Below are 14122 nucleotides of genomic sequence, written 5' to 3' on the forward strand. Positions count from 1 at the left end.
GGGCCGGCTCTCCCGCACCCGCCGGCACCGCCGCCGGACGCGGCTCAACGGCCGGATCCTGCGCCGGTGGTGTGTCAGGCGCCGGCTCTTGCGGCACCCTGTCGCCCTGCGTATCCAAGAGGCTCCCCCCACGAGGCCTGAGGCACGGATTCCGTATCCGCGCACACAGCTGACCCTCATCGGGTGATCCGGGTTGTACGGCCGCGCATTACAGTTCGGCATATGGCGAACAAGCTCGTGATCAAGGTGACCGCAGGTGCCGACGCACCCGAGCGCTGCTCCCAGGCCTTCACGGTCGCGGCCGTGGCCGCGGCCAGCGGGGTGGAGGTCTCGCTCTGGCTAACCGGGGAGTCCTCCTGGTTCGCGCTGCCGGGGCGGGCGGCCGAGTTCGAGCTGCCGCATGCCGCGCCGCTGCCCGAGCTGATCGAGTCCATCCAGGCGAACGGGAAGATCACGCTGTGCACCCAGTGCGCGGCACGGCGGGACATCACGGAGAAGGACACGCTCGAGGGCGTGCGGATCGCGGGCGCGCAGGTGTTCGTCAGCGAGATCATGCCGGAGGGTGTGCAGGCCCTGGTCTACTGACCGCGCCCCGCTTCACGCCGGCCCCGCCTACTGGTGCGGCCGGCGCCTGCCGTCGAGCTCGTCCCACCACTCGTCGGACTTCGGGTCGCCCGAAGGGTCGTCCCACCAGCGGTCTTCCGGGCCGCGCCGGTTGGCGATCACGGCGGCGACCGGCGGGATGACCATGGCGACGACGCACATGGCCACCGCCGCGGGCACGGACCACAGCCGCACCACGGCCCAGGCGGCGACGAAGAGGAACAGGCAGCCGCCCATCAGCAGGAAGTAGACGTGCCGACGCCTGGCGTACATACCCCCAGCGTACGACCGAAGGGCCGCACCTCGGTCCCGGTAGCGTCCAACCCCCAGGATGTGCGGCCCTTCGGCCTGTCAATGACTCAGACGGCGATGGCGACCTCGGAGAGGCCCCCCGTCTGGGCGACGACCGTACGGTCCGCCGTGCCGCCGGGCACGAGCGCGCGTACGGTCCACGTGCCCTCGGCCGCGTAGAAGCGGAACTGTCCGGTCGCCGAGGTCGGGACCTCGGCGGTGAACTCGCCGGTCGAGTCCAGGAGACGGACGTAGCCCGTCACCGGCTCGCCGTCGCGGGTCACCTGACCCTGGATCGTGGTCTCACCGGGCTTGATCGTCGAGGCGTCGGGGCCGCCGGCCTGCGCTCCACACATGCTGTTCTCCAGAAAAGGTCGGGGCGGATTACTTGTTGGCGCCGAGCTCGATCGGCACGCCGACGAGGGAGCCGTACTCGGTCCACGAGCCGTCGTAGTTCTTGACGTTCTCCTGGCCGAGCAGCTCGTGCAGCACGAACCAGGTCAGCGCGGAGCGCTCGCCGATGCGGCAGTACGCGATGGTGTCCTTCGACAGGTCGACCTGCTCGTCCTCGTAGAGGGCCTTGAGCTCCTCGTCGGACTTGAAGGTGCCGTCGTCGTTGGCGTTCTTCGACCACGGGATGTTGCGGGCGCTGGGCACGTGGCCGGGACGCTGCGACTGCTCCTGCGGGAGGTGCGCCGGGGCGAGCAGCTTGCCGCTGAACTCGTCGGGCGAACGCACGTCGACCAGGTTCTGGTTGCCGATCGCGGCGACGACGTCGTCGCGGAAGGCGCGGATGGAGGTGTCCTGGGCCTTGGCCTTGTACTCGGTCGCCGGACGCGCGGGGACCTCGGCGACCAGGTCACGGGAGTCGAGCTCCCACTTCTTGCGGCCGCCGTCGAGCAGACGGACGTCGCCGTGGCCGTAGAGCTTGAAGTACCAGAAGGCGTAGGAGGCGAACCAGTTGTTGTTGCCGCCGTAGAGCACGACGGTGGAGTCGTTCGCGATGCCCTTCGCCGACAGGAGCTTCTCGAAGCCCTCCTGGTCGATGAAGTCACGGCGGACCGGGTCCTGGAGGTCCTTGGTCCAGTCGATCCGGATCGCGTTCCTGATGTGGTTCTTGTCGTAGGCCGAGGTGTCCTCGTCGACCTCGACGATGACGACCTTCGGGTCGTCGAGGTGGGCCTCGACCCAGTCGGCGTCTACAAGGACGTCGCTGCGGCTCATGGTTGTTCTCCTCCGGGGCAGTGTGCGGCGGTGGTGCGCGAGGGGTTGTGCGCGAGAGGTGTGCGGGTACGCGAAAGAGCGTCGATCAGCACGGGGCGGCCCTGACATGGAGGTCGAAGGGCCCGGGGATACGGGGCAGTGCTCCCGCTCAGACAGTGCGACAGAGCATGGCGGCGACGCGGCACAGGTCTACTGCCCGCCGCTTCGTGAGATCCGCCTGTCGCTGCTTCATGGGACCGATCGTAGGGACGAGTCGGTGGCCATGTCACCGGTGTGTCGTATGTTGAGACGCGATCGTCCACTATCTGGTATGTGTGCCGCGCCCCGGGCGGTCTGGGGCGTCCGGGAGGCGAGCAGCGTCCCGCGGGCATCTGCACAGCGGACACAGCCGTCTCACCATTCGGTGCGGCCCTTGTCCGGCCACGCCCCCGGTCCGGCGCGACCACGCCCGCTCCGCCGCGCCCCGGCCAGGCGCGGCCGGGTCCGGCGCCCTCCCGGCTCGGCCCACTCGGCTCAGGCCCCTCGGCTCAGGCCTTCCGGCTCAGCCCGCGAGCCGGACGTCCTTGCCGGCGACCGTGATCACGACACCGTCCGGCCCTGCCTCGACCTTCTGGAGCTTCAGCCCCGCCGGCAGCCCGCCCAGCTTCCGGTCGAAGTCCGTCTTCTCGCGGATCTCGCCCTCGAGCCCGGGGATGCCCTCACCCGGGACCTTGTCGGCGCGCACCCGGATCGTGTCCCCGTCGACGATGCTCACCGTGGACACGACGCTGCGCGTGACCTTCCCGAACAGCGGCAGCGTCACCGAGCCGGTGACCTTCACCTTGCCGTTCTCGCCGTACGCGACGGTGACACCGTCGTCGGCGGCCTCCGTGAGGTCCTCGTAGCTGATGCGGGCGGTGCCCTCGGCACGGGCGGCCGTGGCGCTCGAATACCCCTCGGCAACCCGGACGTCGAACAGGTCGGCGGTCATCTCCTCGATCCGCACCGGACGGCCCGCCGCGCTGGTCCGGATCCCGTCGAGCTTGATCTCGACCTCGTCGAACTCGCTGTCCATCGCCTGCGTCAGGAAGGGGAATCCCTTGATGGACACGGCCGTCGAGTCGGCCGTCCCCTCCTGGAGCCTGATCCGCTCCGCCGCCTCCGACTCGGCCATGTTGAGCGCGATCCGGTCCGCGGCGACGAACAGGCCGCCGAGGACGACGGCGATGACGATCAGTATTCGCAGTGCACGCATGTGTTCGGTGTCCCCCACCCCTGTCCGGCCCCGCCCGAGCCGGTCGGGACGACGCCTGCGCAGTGATCGACGTCCGGCGGCCGCCGATGGTTCCGAACCTGCCCCCCGTGCGGGCGGCTATGCGAGCGCGCGGCCGATCAGGTAGACGGCGGGGGCGGCCGCGGTCAGCGGAAGCGCCACACCGGCGGTCATGTGGACGAAGCGGGAGGGGTAGTCGTAGCTCGCCACCCGCAGACCGATCAGGGCGCATCCGCCCGCGGCCAGACCGAGCAGCGCGCCCCCGGAGCCCATGCCGGTGAGGTCTCCGCCCGCGATGCCGGCGCCCGCCGCCGCCGCGAGCGACAGCACGACGGAGACCACTCCACCCAGCGGCAGCGCACGGACCGTCGTGGCGACGGCGACGGCGATCGCGCCGACCACAACGGCGTCGCCGTCGGCGGCGAGATGCCCGGCGGCCAGGACGGCGAACGCCGCGGAGGCGACCGTCGCCATGAGGCCGTACATCCTCTCGTCGGCCCCGGCATGACTGCGCAGTTGCAGCACGAGCGTCAGCAGTACCCACACACCGAGGGTGCCGATGATCGCGGCGGGCGCGTTCCCGTCGCCGGAGGCGAGGAGCGCGGCGTCGGCCGCGAGGCCGCCGAGGAACGCGAGTGCGATGCCCTGCCTGGCCGGCCACATGCCGTTCAGGCGGAACCAGCCGGCCGCGGTGACGGCCTGGAGCAGCACCAGCGGCACGAGCAGCGCGTACGGGCCGACGGCCGCGCCGCCGGCGAGCAGCAGCGCGAGCACGGCGGTCAGGCCGGCGGACTGCATGCCCGGCGCGATGATCGGCGACCGCCCCTCGGCGCGGGCGCGCTGGGCGTCCGTGATCCGGGCATTGCCGCCGACCGTGGGCGAGCTGTATCCGGCCGGGGCCTCGGGCGCCGGCTCCGCCACGGGGGCGGGCGCGCTCGGGTACGCGGCCGAAGCGTGGGCGGGAGCGTGCGGAACGGGCACCTCGGGCGGCAGCGGCAGACCCGCGGCGGCGGGCACCGGCGGCAGGTACGCCGTGTCGGCCGCCCCCGGAGCGGACGCCTGCTGCTGCGGCTGCGGCTCGGGCCCGGCCCAGGCACCGTCGGCCCCGGCGGCCGGGTACGCACCGGGCTGCACGACCGGCTGGTACTGGGTGTCCCAGGTCTCGCCCTGCCAGGTCTGCGTCTCGCCCGGGTCCCGGTACGGCTGCTGCCGGTACGGGTCGTCATGGCCCGCCGGCTGCTGCTGCCGGTAGGCGTCCTCGTACCCCGCCGGCTGCTGCTGCCCGTACGCGTCCCCGTAGGACGGATGCGGCTGCTGCCCGTACGGATACTGCTGGTCGCTGCTCATGCTGTGCGGTTCACCCTCCTGCGAACGGCGGAAGCACCTCGACCGTGCCGCCCTCGGCAAGCCGTACGGTCTCATGACCGCGGGTCCCGACGGGGTCACCGTCGACGAGGAACGAGCAGCGCAGCAGTACGCGCGTCAGCTCCCCGGGGTGCCTGACCCGTACCGCCTCCAGGGCCTCCGCGAGCGTCTCCGCCGCGTAGGGCTCCTCCGCGATGCCGGCCGCCGCCTTGGCCGCGGCCCAGTAGCGGATGGTTCCCGCTGCCATAGCGGCACTCCTTTCGTCTCCGTGCGCGCCGCTCACCATGATGGGCTATCGGCCGGTGAGCCATTCCCCCAGGCGGCGCAGCAGCGCCTCGTCCGCCGCGTTCTCCGCGTGCCCCATGCCCGGCTCGAGCCACAACTCGGCCGCCCCTTCCGCCGCAGCGGCCAGCATCCGGGGGTGGTCGAGCGGGAAGTACGGGTCGCGGTCGCCGTGCACGACGAGCAGCGGCGTCGGCGCGATCAGCGGCACGGACTCGGCCGGGGAGAGCGGCACCGGGTCCCAGTCCCGGTGGTGGATACGGGTGCGGAACCCGTACCGCCCGACGATCCGGCCGGCCGGACGCGTGACCACCCAGTGCAGCCGCCGCATCGGCGCCGTGCCGCGGTAGTACCAGCGGGCGGGGGCGCTCACCGAGACGACCGCGTCCGTGCGTGCCTCCGTGCGCCCCTCGTGCATCCGGGCGCCGTACAGCGCCGCGTGCCGCAGCACCACCGAGCCGCCCATGGAGAAGCCGACGGTCACCACCCGGGTGTGCCCGAGCGACCGGGCCCACTCCACGGCGGCGGCAAGATCCAGCACCTCGCGGTCGCCGACGGTGGAACGCCCGCCGGAGCGGCCGTGGCCGCGGAAGGAGAAGGTCACCACCCCCGCGTACCGGGAGAAGGTCCGTGCCGCGCGGCGCACCGCGGGCCGGTCGACCGAGCCGGTGAAACCGTGCGCGACGACGACGGCGGTGCCGGTGGGGCCGCTCGCACAAGGCTCGTAGCGGGCTTCGATCCGGACACCGTCGGATGTCAGAAGAGTGGCGCCCTGAGGGCGCCGAGAGATCCTTGACACGTCCACAGTGTGAAATCGGCCCTCTCGCGCAGAACTCATGTGGGCTATTCTGCTGCGAGAGGATCCGGGCAATGCAGCCCCCGGATCCTTTTGTGTTTTCCGGCCATTGTTACAGGCTGGTGAACAAAGCCTCACAAAGGCTCTCGGGCGCGAGAGAGCCGCGTACGAAGCAGTGCACGTCCTCGCAGGGACCGAGGAGGAACCGACGTCATGGACGAGCGAACCGACGAGCGACCCCAGCACGCCGAACACACGACGATCAGGGCAGGTGGGACACGATGAGCTCCCTGCTGCTCCTCACCAATGCCCTCCAGCCGTCGACGGAGGTGCTCCCCGCCCTCGGACTGCTTCTGCACAACGTACGGGTGGCACCGGCGGAAGGGCCGGCCCTCGTCGACACCCCCGGTGCCGACGTGATCCTCGTCGACGGCCGCCGCGACCTGCCGCAGGTGCGGTCGCTGTGCCAGCTGCTGCGGTCCACCGGGCCCGGCTGTCCGCTCGTCCTCGTCGTGACCGAGGGCGGCCTCGCGGCCGTCACCGCCGACTGGGGCATCGACGACGTGCTGCTGGACACGGCCGGACCGGCCGAGGTCGAGGCACGCCTGCGGCTCGCCACCGGCCGGCAGCAGATCACCTCCGACGACTCCCCGATGGAGATCCGCAACGGTGATCTGTCGGTGGACGAGGCGACGTACAGCGCCAAACTGAAGGGCCGGGTCCTCGACCTGACTTTCAAGGAATTCGAACTGCTCAAATACCTCGCACAGCACCCCGGCCGGGTCTTCACCCGGGCGCAGCTGCTCCAGGAGGTCTGGGGCTACGACTACTTCGGCGGTACGCGCACGGTCGACGTCCATGTGCGGCGGCTGCGCGCCAAGCTCGGACCCGAGCACGAGTCGCTCATCGGCACCGTCCGGAACGTGGGCTACCGGTTCGTCGCCCCGGAGAAGGTCGAACGGGCGGCCGAGGAGGCCAAGGCGAAGGCCGCCAAGGCAGTAGCCCGTACGGATGACGGCGCCGAGGTGGAGGAACCGGCCGTACGCCCTGCCCAGAGGTAGGTCACCACGCGTAGACTTCGCGCGTGGCCAAGGTGACGCGGGACGATGTGGCACGACTGGCGGGGACTTCGACCGCGGTCGTCAGCTACGTCATCAACAACGGACCCCGGCCGGTCGCCCCGGCCACGCGCGAGCGGGTACTCGCAGCGATCAAGGAGCTGGGGTACCGGCCCGACCGGGTCGCGCAGGCGATGGCGTCCCGGCGGACCGACCTCATAGGCATGATCGTGCCCGACGCCCGGCAGCCTTTCTTCGCCGAGATGGCACACGCGGTCGAACAGGCCGCCGCCGAGCGCGGGAAAATGGTGCTCGTCGGCAATTCCGACTACCGCGACGAGCGTGAGGTCCACTATCTGCGGGCCTTCCTCGGCATGCGCGTCTCCGGTCTGATCCTGGTCAGCCAGGGCATGAGCGAACGCGCGGCCGCCGAGATCGAGGCGTGGGACGCACGGGTCGTCCTGCTCCACGAGCGGCCGGAGGCGATCGACGACGTCGCCGTCGTCACGGACGACATCGGCGGCGCACAGCTCGCGACCCGGCACCTGCTCGAGCACGGTCACGAGTACGTCGCCTGTCTCGGCGGCGTCGAGTCGACCCCGTCGGTCGGCGACCCTGTCGCCGACCACGTCGAGGGCTGGCGCCGGGCCATGCAGGAGTCCGGGCGCACGACGGAGGGGCGGCTCTTCCAGGCCCCGTACAACCGTTACGACGCCTACCAGGTCGCGCTGAAGCTGCTCGCCGGGCCGGACCGCCCGCCGGCGATCTTCTGCTCGACCGACGACCAGGCCTTCGGCGTCCTGCGGGCCGCCCGTGAGCTGCGGATCGACGTGCCCGCCGAGCTCGCGGTGGCCGGCTTCGACGACGTCAAGGAGGCGGCCCTGACGGACCCGCCCCTCACGACGATCTCCTCCGACCGTCCGGCGATGGCCCGCGCGGCGATCGACCTGGTCCTCGACGACGGCCTGAGGCTGGCGGGTTCGCGGCGCGAACGGGTCAAGCAGTTCCCGTCGGGCCTGGTGATCCGCCGCTCCTGCGGGTGCGGCGAGCCGTAGCGGCCGTCCGGCACAGGACCGGGGGCGCTCCCCCGGTCCGGGTGCCGCTTCATCAGGCGCCGTTCCGGTCGCCGTCGACCGACTCGGCCGCCCGCCGCTCGGCCGGCGGCCTTATATCGGGCATACACGGTTCTGTCGGGCTTCTCAGCGCTGTCTCAGACGGCTCTCATCCGGGCCGACGACAGTCGATGCCATGAGCGACCACTACCGCCGAAGCGGCGACGATGCCCACCACCAGCAGCCGTACGGTGCTCCCCTCGCGCAGGGAGCGGGCGGCGGATACCCGCCGGTCCCGCCCTACCACCCCGGCGACGCCACGGCCGGGCACACCCCGGGGCCGCACACACCCGCTCCCGCTCAGGCGGCCGCTTACGCGCCCGTGCCGGCGCCGCGGGCCCGGGCGAAGCGTCCCGTCGCGCTGCTCGTCGCCGTGGCCGTCGTCGCGGCGGCCTTCGGCGGCGGGGCCTCCGTCCTCGTCGGGGAGCTCACGGGGGGCACCGGAAGCGTCGGCTCCGGCGCGGTGACCGGCACGAATGTCTCGCAGAGCAGCAAGGGCACGGTCGCCGGCGTCGCGCAGGCGGTCTCCCCGAGCATCGTGGAGATCAGCGCGAACTCGAACACCGGGCAGTCCACCGGCTCCGGCGTGATCATCACCGAGGACGGCGAGATCGTCACCAACAACCACGTCATCTCCGGCGCTTCGACGATCAAGGTGCAGCTCAGCAACGGCAAGACGTACGAGGCGGATGTCCTCGGCACCGATCCCGGCAAGGACCTCGCCCTCATCAAGCTCCAGGACGCGTCCGGTCTGAAGGCCGCCTCGCTCGGCGACTCCGGCAAGGTCAAGGTCGGCGACGAGGTCGTGGCGATCGGCTCACCGGAGGGCCTGACCGGCACGGTGACGAGCGGCATCGTCTCCGCGCTCGACAGGGACGTGACCGTGGCCAAGGACGAGGAGCAGCCGCAGCAGCAGGACCCGCGGCAGGGCTGGCCCTTCGAGTTCGGCGGGCGGCAGTTCAACGGCGACACCGGCGACTCGACGACCACCTACAAGGCGATCCAGACCGACGCCTCCCTCAACCCCGGCAACTCCGGCGGCGCGCTGATCAACATGAACGGCGAGATCATCGGCATCAACTCGGCCATGTACTCACCCAGTTCCGCGACCGGGTCCACCGCGGGCAGCGTCGGACTCGGATTCGCGATCCCGATCGACACCGTCAAGGCCGACCTGGACGCCCTCCGCTCCGGCGACGGCAACTGATCGCGTGCGAGGCTTGGTCCATGACTGAAGGTGAGCGCATCCTGATCGTCGACGACGAGCCCGCAGTGCGTGAGGCGCTCCAGCGCTCGCTCGCGTTCGAGGGGTACGGCACCGAGGTCGCCGCCGACGGCATCGACGCCCTCGCCCGCGCGGAGGCGTACGCACCCGACCTGATCGTCCTCGACATCCAGATGCCCCGGATGGACGGTCTGACCGCGGCCCGCCGGCTGCGGGCCGCGGGATCGACCGTGCCCATCCTGATGCTCACGGCCCGCGACACCGTCGGCGACCGGGTCACCGGCCTCGACGCCGGCGCGGACGACTACCTGGTCAAGCCCTTCGAGCTGGACGAGCTGTTCGCCCGTATCCGCGCGCTGCTGCGGCGCAGTTCGTACGCCACGGCCGGACCCGGGGGCGCGGAGGAGGACGTACTGTCCTTCGCCGACCTGCGGATGGACCTCGCGACCCGGGAGGTCACCCGCGGCACCCGCCGGGTCGAGCTGACCCGGACCGAGTTCACGCTGCTGGAGCTGTTCCTGGCGCATCCGCGCCAGGTGCTCACCCGTGAGCAGATCCTCAAGTCCGTGTGGGGCTTCGACTTCGAGCCGAGCTCCAACTCCCTGGACGTGTACGTCATGTACCTGCGGCGCAAGACGGAGGCGGCCGGCGAGCCGCGCCTGGTCCACACGGTGCGCGGCGTGGGGTACGCGCTGCGCACCGGCGGCCCGGAATGACGAACAGGTTCCGCGCGCTTCCCCTGCGCTCCCGTCTGGCGCTGCTGGTGGCGACGGCGGTGGCGGTGGCCGTCGCCGCCGCGGCCAGCGTGTGCTGGCTGGTGGTGCGCAGCGCGCTGGTCGACTCGCTCGACAACGCGCTCAGCACCAACCGGATGGCGCCGCGCCAGGTGCTCGCCTTCGTCGACCCCGCCGGTCAGTGCCGCAAGGCGGCCCCCGCCCGTCCCGACACCGACCTCTTCAAGTCGACGATCCAGCTGCTGGACCGCGAGGGGAACAGCTGTGTGGTCCTCGGTGACGAGTCGGTCGACGTGACGGAGGCCGACATCGACGTCGCCGGCGGCCGGTCCGACTCCTCGTTCCACAACGCCACGGCGTCCGACGGCTCCGAGTACCGCGTCTTCACCTATCCCATCGAGGGCTACGCGGGCGCGGTGATCGTCGCCCGTCCCCTCAGCGAGGTCGACGACACGCTCGGCAATCTGACGCTGGTGCTGGCACTGGTCGCCGGCGCCGGTGTGCTGGGCGCCGGCGCGGCCGGCGCCTGGGTCGCCAGGACCGGGCTGCGGCCGGTGGACGAGCTGACGGGCGCGGTCGAGCACGTGGCCCGCACCGAGGACCTGAGCGTCCGCATCCCGGTCGAGGGGGACGACGAGATCGCCCGGCTGTCCAGGTCGTTCAACGCGATGACCGCGGCGCTGGCGTCCTCCCGCGACCTCCAGCAGCAGCTCATCGCGGACGCCGGCCACGAGCTGCGCACCCCTCTGACGTCCCTGCGCACGAACATCGAGCTGCTCGCCAGGAGCGAGGAGACCGGCCGTGCCATCCCGCCCGACGACCGCAGGGCGCTGCTCGCCTCGGTCAAGGCGCAGATGACCGAACTGGCGGCGCTCATCGGCGACCTCCAGGAGCTGTCCCGGCCCGACGTGGGCGCGAGCGGCAAGGTGCAGGTGGTGGCCCTGCACGAGATCACGCAGGCGGCCCTCGACCGCGCGCGGCTGCGCGGCCCGGAGCTGACGTTCACGGCCCGGCTGGAGCCCTGGTACGTACGGGCGGACCAGGCCGCGCTGGAGCGGGCACTGGTCAACGTGCTGGACAACGCCGTGAAGTTCTCGCCCCCGGGGGCCGAGGTCGAGGTGGGCCTGAGCGGCGGTGAGCTGACGGTCCGCGACCACGGGCCGGGCATCCCGCCGGAGGAACTGCCGCACGTCTTCGAACGGTTCTGGCGCTCCCCCTCGGCGCGGGCGCTGCCCGGTTCGGGGCTGGGCCTGTCGATCGTGGCGCGTACGGTCCGGCAGGCGGGGGGCGACATCGCCCTGGGACCGGCCGCCGGCGGCGGCACCCGCGCGGTGATCCGTCTGCCGGGGGCGGCGGGTCCACCTCCAACCACCCCCTGAACATCTCGCGAGACGGAACGTCTTGCCAGGGAGCGGCGCACGCACTACTCTCCTATCGAGACGAACCGTCTCGTCTCATGCCCGTGCCGTCCATCGAAGGAAGCGCCCTTGTTCCCAGCCACCGCCACCGCCGCCCAGTTCGTCGTCACCGACGTCACCAAGCGCTACGACGGCCATGTCGTCCTCGACCGCGTCTCCTTCACCCTGCGCCCCGGCGAGAAGGCCGGTGTCGTCGGCGAGAACGGCTCAGGGAAGTCGACACTGCTGCGGCTGCTCGCCGGAGCGGAGCAGCCCGACAACGGCACCGTGGCCGTCACCGCACCCGGCGGCATCGGACACCTCGCGCAGACCCTCGACCTGCCGGACACCTGCCTCGTCGCCGACGCGATCGACCTGGCCCTCGCCGACCTCCGGTCCCTCCAGCGGCGGATCCGCGTCGCGGAATCCGGGCTGGCGACCACCGGCGAGGCCGGCCACGAGCGGTACGCACGGCTGGTCGCCGAGTTCGAGGCGCGCGGCGGACACGACGCCGAGCGCCGGGTCCAGGTCGCCCTGCACCGGCTCGGCGAACGGGCGGCCCTGGCCCTGGACCGGCCGCTCGGCACGCTCTCCGGCGGCCAGCGCTCGCGGCTCGCACTCGCCGCGACCCTCGCCTCCTCCCCCGAACTGCTGCTGCTCGACGAGCCGACCAACGACCTCGACGACACGGCCGTCGCATGGCTCGAGGAGCGGCTGCGCGCCCACCGCGGCACGGTCGTCGTCGTCACCCACGACCGCACGTTCCTCGACCGGGTGACCGCCACGGTGCTCGAGGTGGACGACGACGAGAAGACCGTGCACCGCTACGGCGACGGTTACGCCGGCTACCTCACCGCCAAGGCCGCGGCCCGAGCGCGCCGGGCACGGGAGTACGAGGAGTGGCGCGACGAGGTGGCCCGGCGGTCGAGGCTGGCTGACACCAACATCGGGGCGCTGGCCGCCATTCCGCGCAAGATGCCGCGCGGCTTCAGCGGCGCCGGCGCGTTCCGCGCCCGCTCACGGACACACGGCGCGGCGAGCCGCGTCCGGGACGCCCGGGAACGGCTGCAGCGCCTGACGGAGAACCCGGTGCCGCCGCCTCCGCGGCCGCTGCGGTTCTCGGCCCGCATCGAGGGCGGGGCGGCCCGCGGTGTCGACCTGGCGGACGTGCGCGTGCCGGGGCGGCTCTCCCTGGACGCACTGCACATCGAACCGGGCGGGCGGCTGCTGGTCACCGGGCCGAACGGCGCCGGGAAGTCCACGCTCCTGAAGGTCCTGGCCGGGGAACTGGTCCCGGCGACGGGCACGGTCGAGCGCCCCGAGCAGGTGGGCCTGCTGCGCCAGACCACCGCGCCCGTGCCGGACGGCCGCACCGTCCTGGAGGCGTACGGCGAGGAGCGGGCGGAAGCCCTGCTCGCGACGGGGCTGTTCCGGTCCGCCGACCTGTCCAAGCCGGTCCGCACCCTCTCGGTGGGCCAGCGGCGCAGGCTCGAACTGGCCCGGCTGCTCTCCGGCCCCGTCGAGCTGCTGCTCCTCGACGAGCCCACCAACCACCTCTCCCCCGTGCTCGTGGAGGAGATCGAGGCGGCACTGGCGCAGTACGCGGGGACGCTGGTGCTGGTCACCCACGACCGGCGGGCGCGGGCGGCGTTCGACGGGCCGGAGCTGGCGCTCACCCCCTGCCGATGACCCGCGGGGCCTCGCGGCCCGTCACGGCCGGGTGCCCCCGGTCTCGGCAGCCGTACCGGACCCGCCGCCCCCGCCCGTGCCGCAGACCGCGCTCGCTGGTGGATCCGCGAGATGCGCGCAGCCGGTCGCCGGCGCCTCAGCCGTTGTGGCGGATGAGCGAATCCACCAGCCCCGCCCGGGTGTTCGGGAAGTCCAGCGGCACGATGCCGAGGCCCCGCCAGCCGCTCGCCTCCGCGCCGTCGATGAAGCGGTGGACGCGCGGGTTGAGGTTGTCGGAGTTCCAGCGGGGAGGCAGATACGCGGACGTGCTCACGTAGTTGACGAACAGTTTGCCCGGCTGCTGCACCGCCTTGCGGAAGTGCGCCTCGATCTTCGTGTACTTGGGGTCGGGCAGGGCGTTCCAGTCGTCCTGGATGTCGAACCACGTGCCGTCCGCGTAACGCACGCCGGGCAGACCGCCGTTGTCGCCGAGGAGCACGACGCGCCCGCGCGCCTCGCCCAGCACCGGGATGCCGTCGCCGATCCGGAAGAGCGGGCGCCAGCCGCGGCGGTCGAGGTAGTCGTCGAAGATCGCGCGGAAGGTGGCGTCGCTGTCCTCGGAGTACTCCTGCTTGACCCGCATCAGCACCGTCTCCGACGGGTGCGCGGCGAGGAAGTCGCGGCAGGCGACGAGGACATCACCGAACATCATGTTCTGGTAGGACGGGCCGTGGTGGATGGCGAACGAGCCGCCGGTGACCCGGCACCGTACGTCGAGGAAGCGGATACCGCTGCCCAGCTGCTCGGCGATGGTGGTGTTCTGGCATTCGCTCCACAGCCCGCCGAAGCGCGCACCGGAGTCGTGGGTGCCCGGGATCGTGAGTCTTTGCAGCGGGGTCGAGTCGGCCGGGCCGGCCATCCAGTCCTGTGCGGACAGGGTGCGGCGGGGCGCGGCGGTGGCGTGGGGGGCGCCGATGAGGGCGGTTGCCGACAGTGCGGCAGCGCCTGCGAGGAATCTCCGTCGGTCCATGGCGACGGAGTATGACGCGTTCACGTCAGAGGCACCAGACTCCCGTACCGTCCGGTAACGACAAGGGGGCGGCAGGCTTCGCGCC

The 14122-nt window shown here is 72.1% G+C and carries 16 protein-coding genes; 7 read left to right on the forward strand and 9 right to left on the reverse strand.

Going from position 1 to position 14122, the window contains the following annotated elements; all coding sequences use genetic code 11:
• Positions 1 to 222: 222 nt before the first annotated feature.
• Positions 223 to 585: a DsrE family protein gene (locus ACWGH4_RS18020; RefSeq protein ID WP_189468536.1), complete on the forward strand. Its 363-nt coding sequence runs from the start codon at positions 223 to 225 to the stop codon at positions 583 to 585.
• A 27-nt stretch (positions 586 to 612) separates the two neighbouring features.
• Here the strand turns inward: ACWGH4_RS18020 and ACWGH4_RS18025 are convergent, their stop codons facing one another.
• The 8 genes from ACWGH4_RS18025 to ACWGH4_RS18060 all read right to left on the reverse strand — a co-directional run bounded on the left by ACWGH4_RS18025 (position 613) and on the right by ACWGH4_RS18060 (position 5855).
• Entirely contained in the window at positions 613 to 876 is a 264-nt protein-coding gene (locus ACWGH4_RS18025) for a DUF3099 domain-containing protein (RefSeq protein ID WP_441266806.1), read from the reverse strand.
• A gap of 86 nt (positions 877 to 962) precedes the next feature.
• Positions 963 to 1250, reverse strand: coding sequence for a DUF1416 domain-containing protein (locus ACWGH4_RS18030; RefSeq protein ID WP_005315529.1), 288 nt, complete (start codon positions 1248 to 1250; stop codon positions 963 to 965).
• 28 nt (positions 1251 to 1278) lie between these two features.
• Positions 1279 to 2118 (reverse strand): rhodanese-like domain-containing protein, encoded by an 840-nt coding sequence (locus tag ACWGH4_RS18035; RefSeq protein ID WP_441266807.1) that lies wholly within the window; start codon positions 2116 to 2118, stop codon positions 1279 to 1281.
• A 148-nt stretch (positions 2119 to 2266) separates the two neighbouring features.
• Positions 2267 to 2350 (reverse strand): putative leader peptide, encoded by an 84-nt coding sequence (locus ACWGH4_RS18040; RefSeq protein WP_355648638.1) that lies wholly within the window; start codon positions 2348 to 2350, stop codon positions 2267 to 2269.
• A 309-nt stretch (positions 2351 to 2659) separates the two neighbouring features.
• Positions 2660 to 3352, reverse strand: coding sequence for an LmeA family phospholipid-binding protein (locus ACWGH4_RS18045; RefSeq protein ID WP_453461660.1), 693 nt, complete (start codon positions 3350 to 3352; stop codon positions 2660 to 2662).
• Positions 3353 to 3469: 117 nt separating this feature from the next.
• Complete coding sequence (locus tag ACWGH4_RS18050) at positions 3470 to 4717, reverse strand: hypothetical protein (protein ID WP_453461663.1); 1248 nt, start codon at positions 4715 to 4717, stop codon at positions 3470 to 3472.
• A 10-nt stretch (positions 4718 to 4727) separates the two neighbouring features.
• Positions 4728 to 4982: a MoaD/ThiS family protein gene (locus ACWGH4_RS18055; RefSeq protein ID WP_441266810.1), complete on the reverse strand. Its 255-nt coding sequence runs from the start codon at positions 4980 to 4982 to the stop codon at positions 4728 to 4730.
• A gap of 45 nt (positions 4983 to 5027) precedes the next feature.
• Positions 5028 to 5855, reverse strand: a complete 828-nt coding sequence (locus tag ACWGH4_RS18060; RefSeq protein ID WP_453461666.1) for an alpha/beta hydrolase — start codon at positions 5853 to 5855, stop codon at positions 5028 to 5030.
• A 239-nt stretch (positions 5856 to 6094) separates the two neighbouring features.
• Here ACWGH4_RS18060 and ACWGH4_RS18065 point away from each other — a divergent pair, with 239 nt between their 5' ends.
• The 6 genes from ACWGH4_RS18065 (at position 6095) to abc-f (ending at position 13028) form a co-directional block, all read left to right on the forward strand.
• Entirely contained in the window at positions 6095 to 6874 is a 780-nt protein-coding gene (locus ACWGH4_RS18065; RefSeq protein WP_005315520.1) for a winged helix-turn-helix transcriptional regulator, read from the forward strand.
• A gap of 23 nt (positions 6875 to 6897) precedes the next feature.
• Positions 6898 to 7926: a LacI family DNA-binding transcriptional regulator gene (locus ACWGH4_RS18070; RefSeq protein WP_189468519.1), complete on the forward strand. Its 1029-nt coding sequence runs from the start codon at positions 6898 to 6900 to the stop codon at positions 7924 to 7926.
• Positions 7927 to 8119: 193 nt separating this feature from the next.
• Positions 8120 to 9190 carry a S1C family serine protease gene (locus tag ACWGH4_RS18075; protein WP_453461670.1) on the forward strand — a complete coding sequence of 357 codons (1071 nt, stop codon included), beginning with the start codon at positions 8120 to 8122 and terminating at the stop codon, positions 9188 to 9190.
• A gap of 20 nt (positions 9191 to 9210) precedes the next feature.
• Positions 9211 to 9924: a response regulator transcription factor gene (locus ACWGH4_RS18080; RefSeq protein WP_159690329.1), complete on the forward strand. Its 714-nt coding sequence runs from the start codon at positions 9211 to 9213 to the stop codon at positions 9922 to 9924.
• Positions 9921 to 11321: a HAMP domain-containing sensor histidine kinase gene (locus tag ACWGH4_RS18085; protein ID WP_453461673.1), complete on the forward strand. Its 1401-nt coding sequence runs from the start codon at positions 9921 to 9923 to the stop codon at positions 11319 to 11321. Before ACWGH4_RS18080 ends, ACWGH4_RS18085 begins: the two co-directional genes overlap by 4 nt.
• Before the next feature lie 108 nt (positions 11322 to 11429).
• Positions 11430 to 13028 carry a ribosomal protection-like ABC-F family protein gene (gene abc-f, locus ACWGH4_RS18090; protein WP_453461675.1) on the forward strand — a complete coding sequence of 533 codons (1599 nt, stop codon included), beginning with the start codon at positions 11430 to 11432 and terminating at the stop codon, positions 13026 to 13028.
• Between the two features lie 136 nt (positions 13029 to 13164).
• Here the strand turns inward: abc-f and ACWGH4_RS18095 are convergent, their stop codons facing one another.
• On the reverse strand, positions 13165 to 14037 hold the full coding sequence (locus ACWGH4_RS18095) for a phosphatidylinositol-specific phospholipase C (protein ID WP_453461678.1): 873 nt from the start codon (positions 14035 to 14037) through the stop codon (positions 13165 to 13167).
• Positions 14038 to 14122 lie beyond the last annotated feature (85 nt).

Source organism: Streptomyces sp. NPDC054847 (assembly GCF_053610925.1).

What these genes read in the sequence shown, in the direction of transcription:
- ACWGH4_RS18020 (WP_189468536.1), top strand. Translation starts at nt 223, where the DNA reads ATGGCGAACAAGCTCGTGATCAAGGTGACCGCAGGTGCCGACGCACCC.
- ACWGH4_RS18025 (WP_441266806.1), bottom strand. Translation starts at nt 876, where the DNA reads ATGTACGCCAGGCGTCGGCACGTCTACTTCCTGCTGATGGGCGGCTGC.
- ACWGH4_RS18030 (WP_005315529.1), bottom strand. Translation starts at nt 1,250, where the DNA reads ATGTGTGGAGCGCAGGCCGGCGGCCCCGACGCCTCGACGATCAAGCCC.
- ACWGH4_RS18035 (WP_441266807.1), bottom strand. Translation starts at nt 2,118, where the DNA reads ATGAGCCGCAGCGACGTCCTTGTAGACGCCGACTGGGTCGAGGCCCAC.
- ACWGH4_RS18040 (WP_355648638.1), bottom strand. Translation starts at nt 2,350, where the DNA reads ATGAAGCAGCGACAGGCGGATCTCACGAAGCGGCGGGCAGTAGACCTG.
- ACWGH4_RS18045 (WP_453461660.1), bottom strand. Translation starts at nt 3,352, where the DNA reads ATGCGTGCACTGCGAATACTGATCGTCATCGCCGTCGTCCTCGGCGGC.
- ACWGH4_RS18050 (WP_453461663.1), bottom strand. Translation starts at nt 4,717, where the DNA reads ATGAGCAGCGACCAGCAGTATCCGTACGGGCAGCAGCCGCATCCGTCC.
- ACWGH4_RS18055 (WP_441266810.1), bottom strand. Translation starts at nt 4,982, where the DNA reads ATGGCAGCGGGAACCATCCGCTACTGGGCCGCGGCCAAGGCGGCGGCC.
- ACWGH4_RS18060 (WP_453461666.1), bottom strand. Translation starts at nt 5,855, where the DNA reads ATGAGTTCTGCGCGAGAGGGCCGATTTCACACTGTGGACGTGTCAAGG.
- ACWGH4_RS18065 (WP_005315520.1), top strand. Translation starts at nt 6,095, where the DNA reads ATGAGCTCCCTGCTGCTCCTCACCAATGCCCTCCAGCCGTCGACGGAG.
- ACWGH4_RS18075 (WP_453461670.1), top strand. Translation starts at nt 8,120, where the DNA reads ATGAGCGACCACTACCGCCGAAGCGGCGACGATGCCCACCACCAGCAG.
- ACWGH4_RS18080 (WP_159690329.1), top strand. Translation starts at nt 9,211, where the DNA reads ATGACTGAAGGTGAGCGCATCCTGATCGTCGACGACGAGCCCGCAGTG.
- ACWGH4_RS18085 (WP_453461673.1), top strand. Translation starts at nt 9,921, where the DNA reads ATGACGAACAGGTTCCGCGCGCTTCCCCTGCGCTCCCGTCTGGCGCTG.
- ACWGH4_RS18095 (WP_453461678.1), bottom strand. Translation starts at nt 14,037, where the DNA reads ATGGACCGACGGAGATTCCTCGCAGGCGCTGCCGCACTGTCGGCAACC.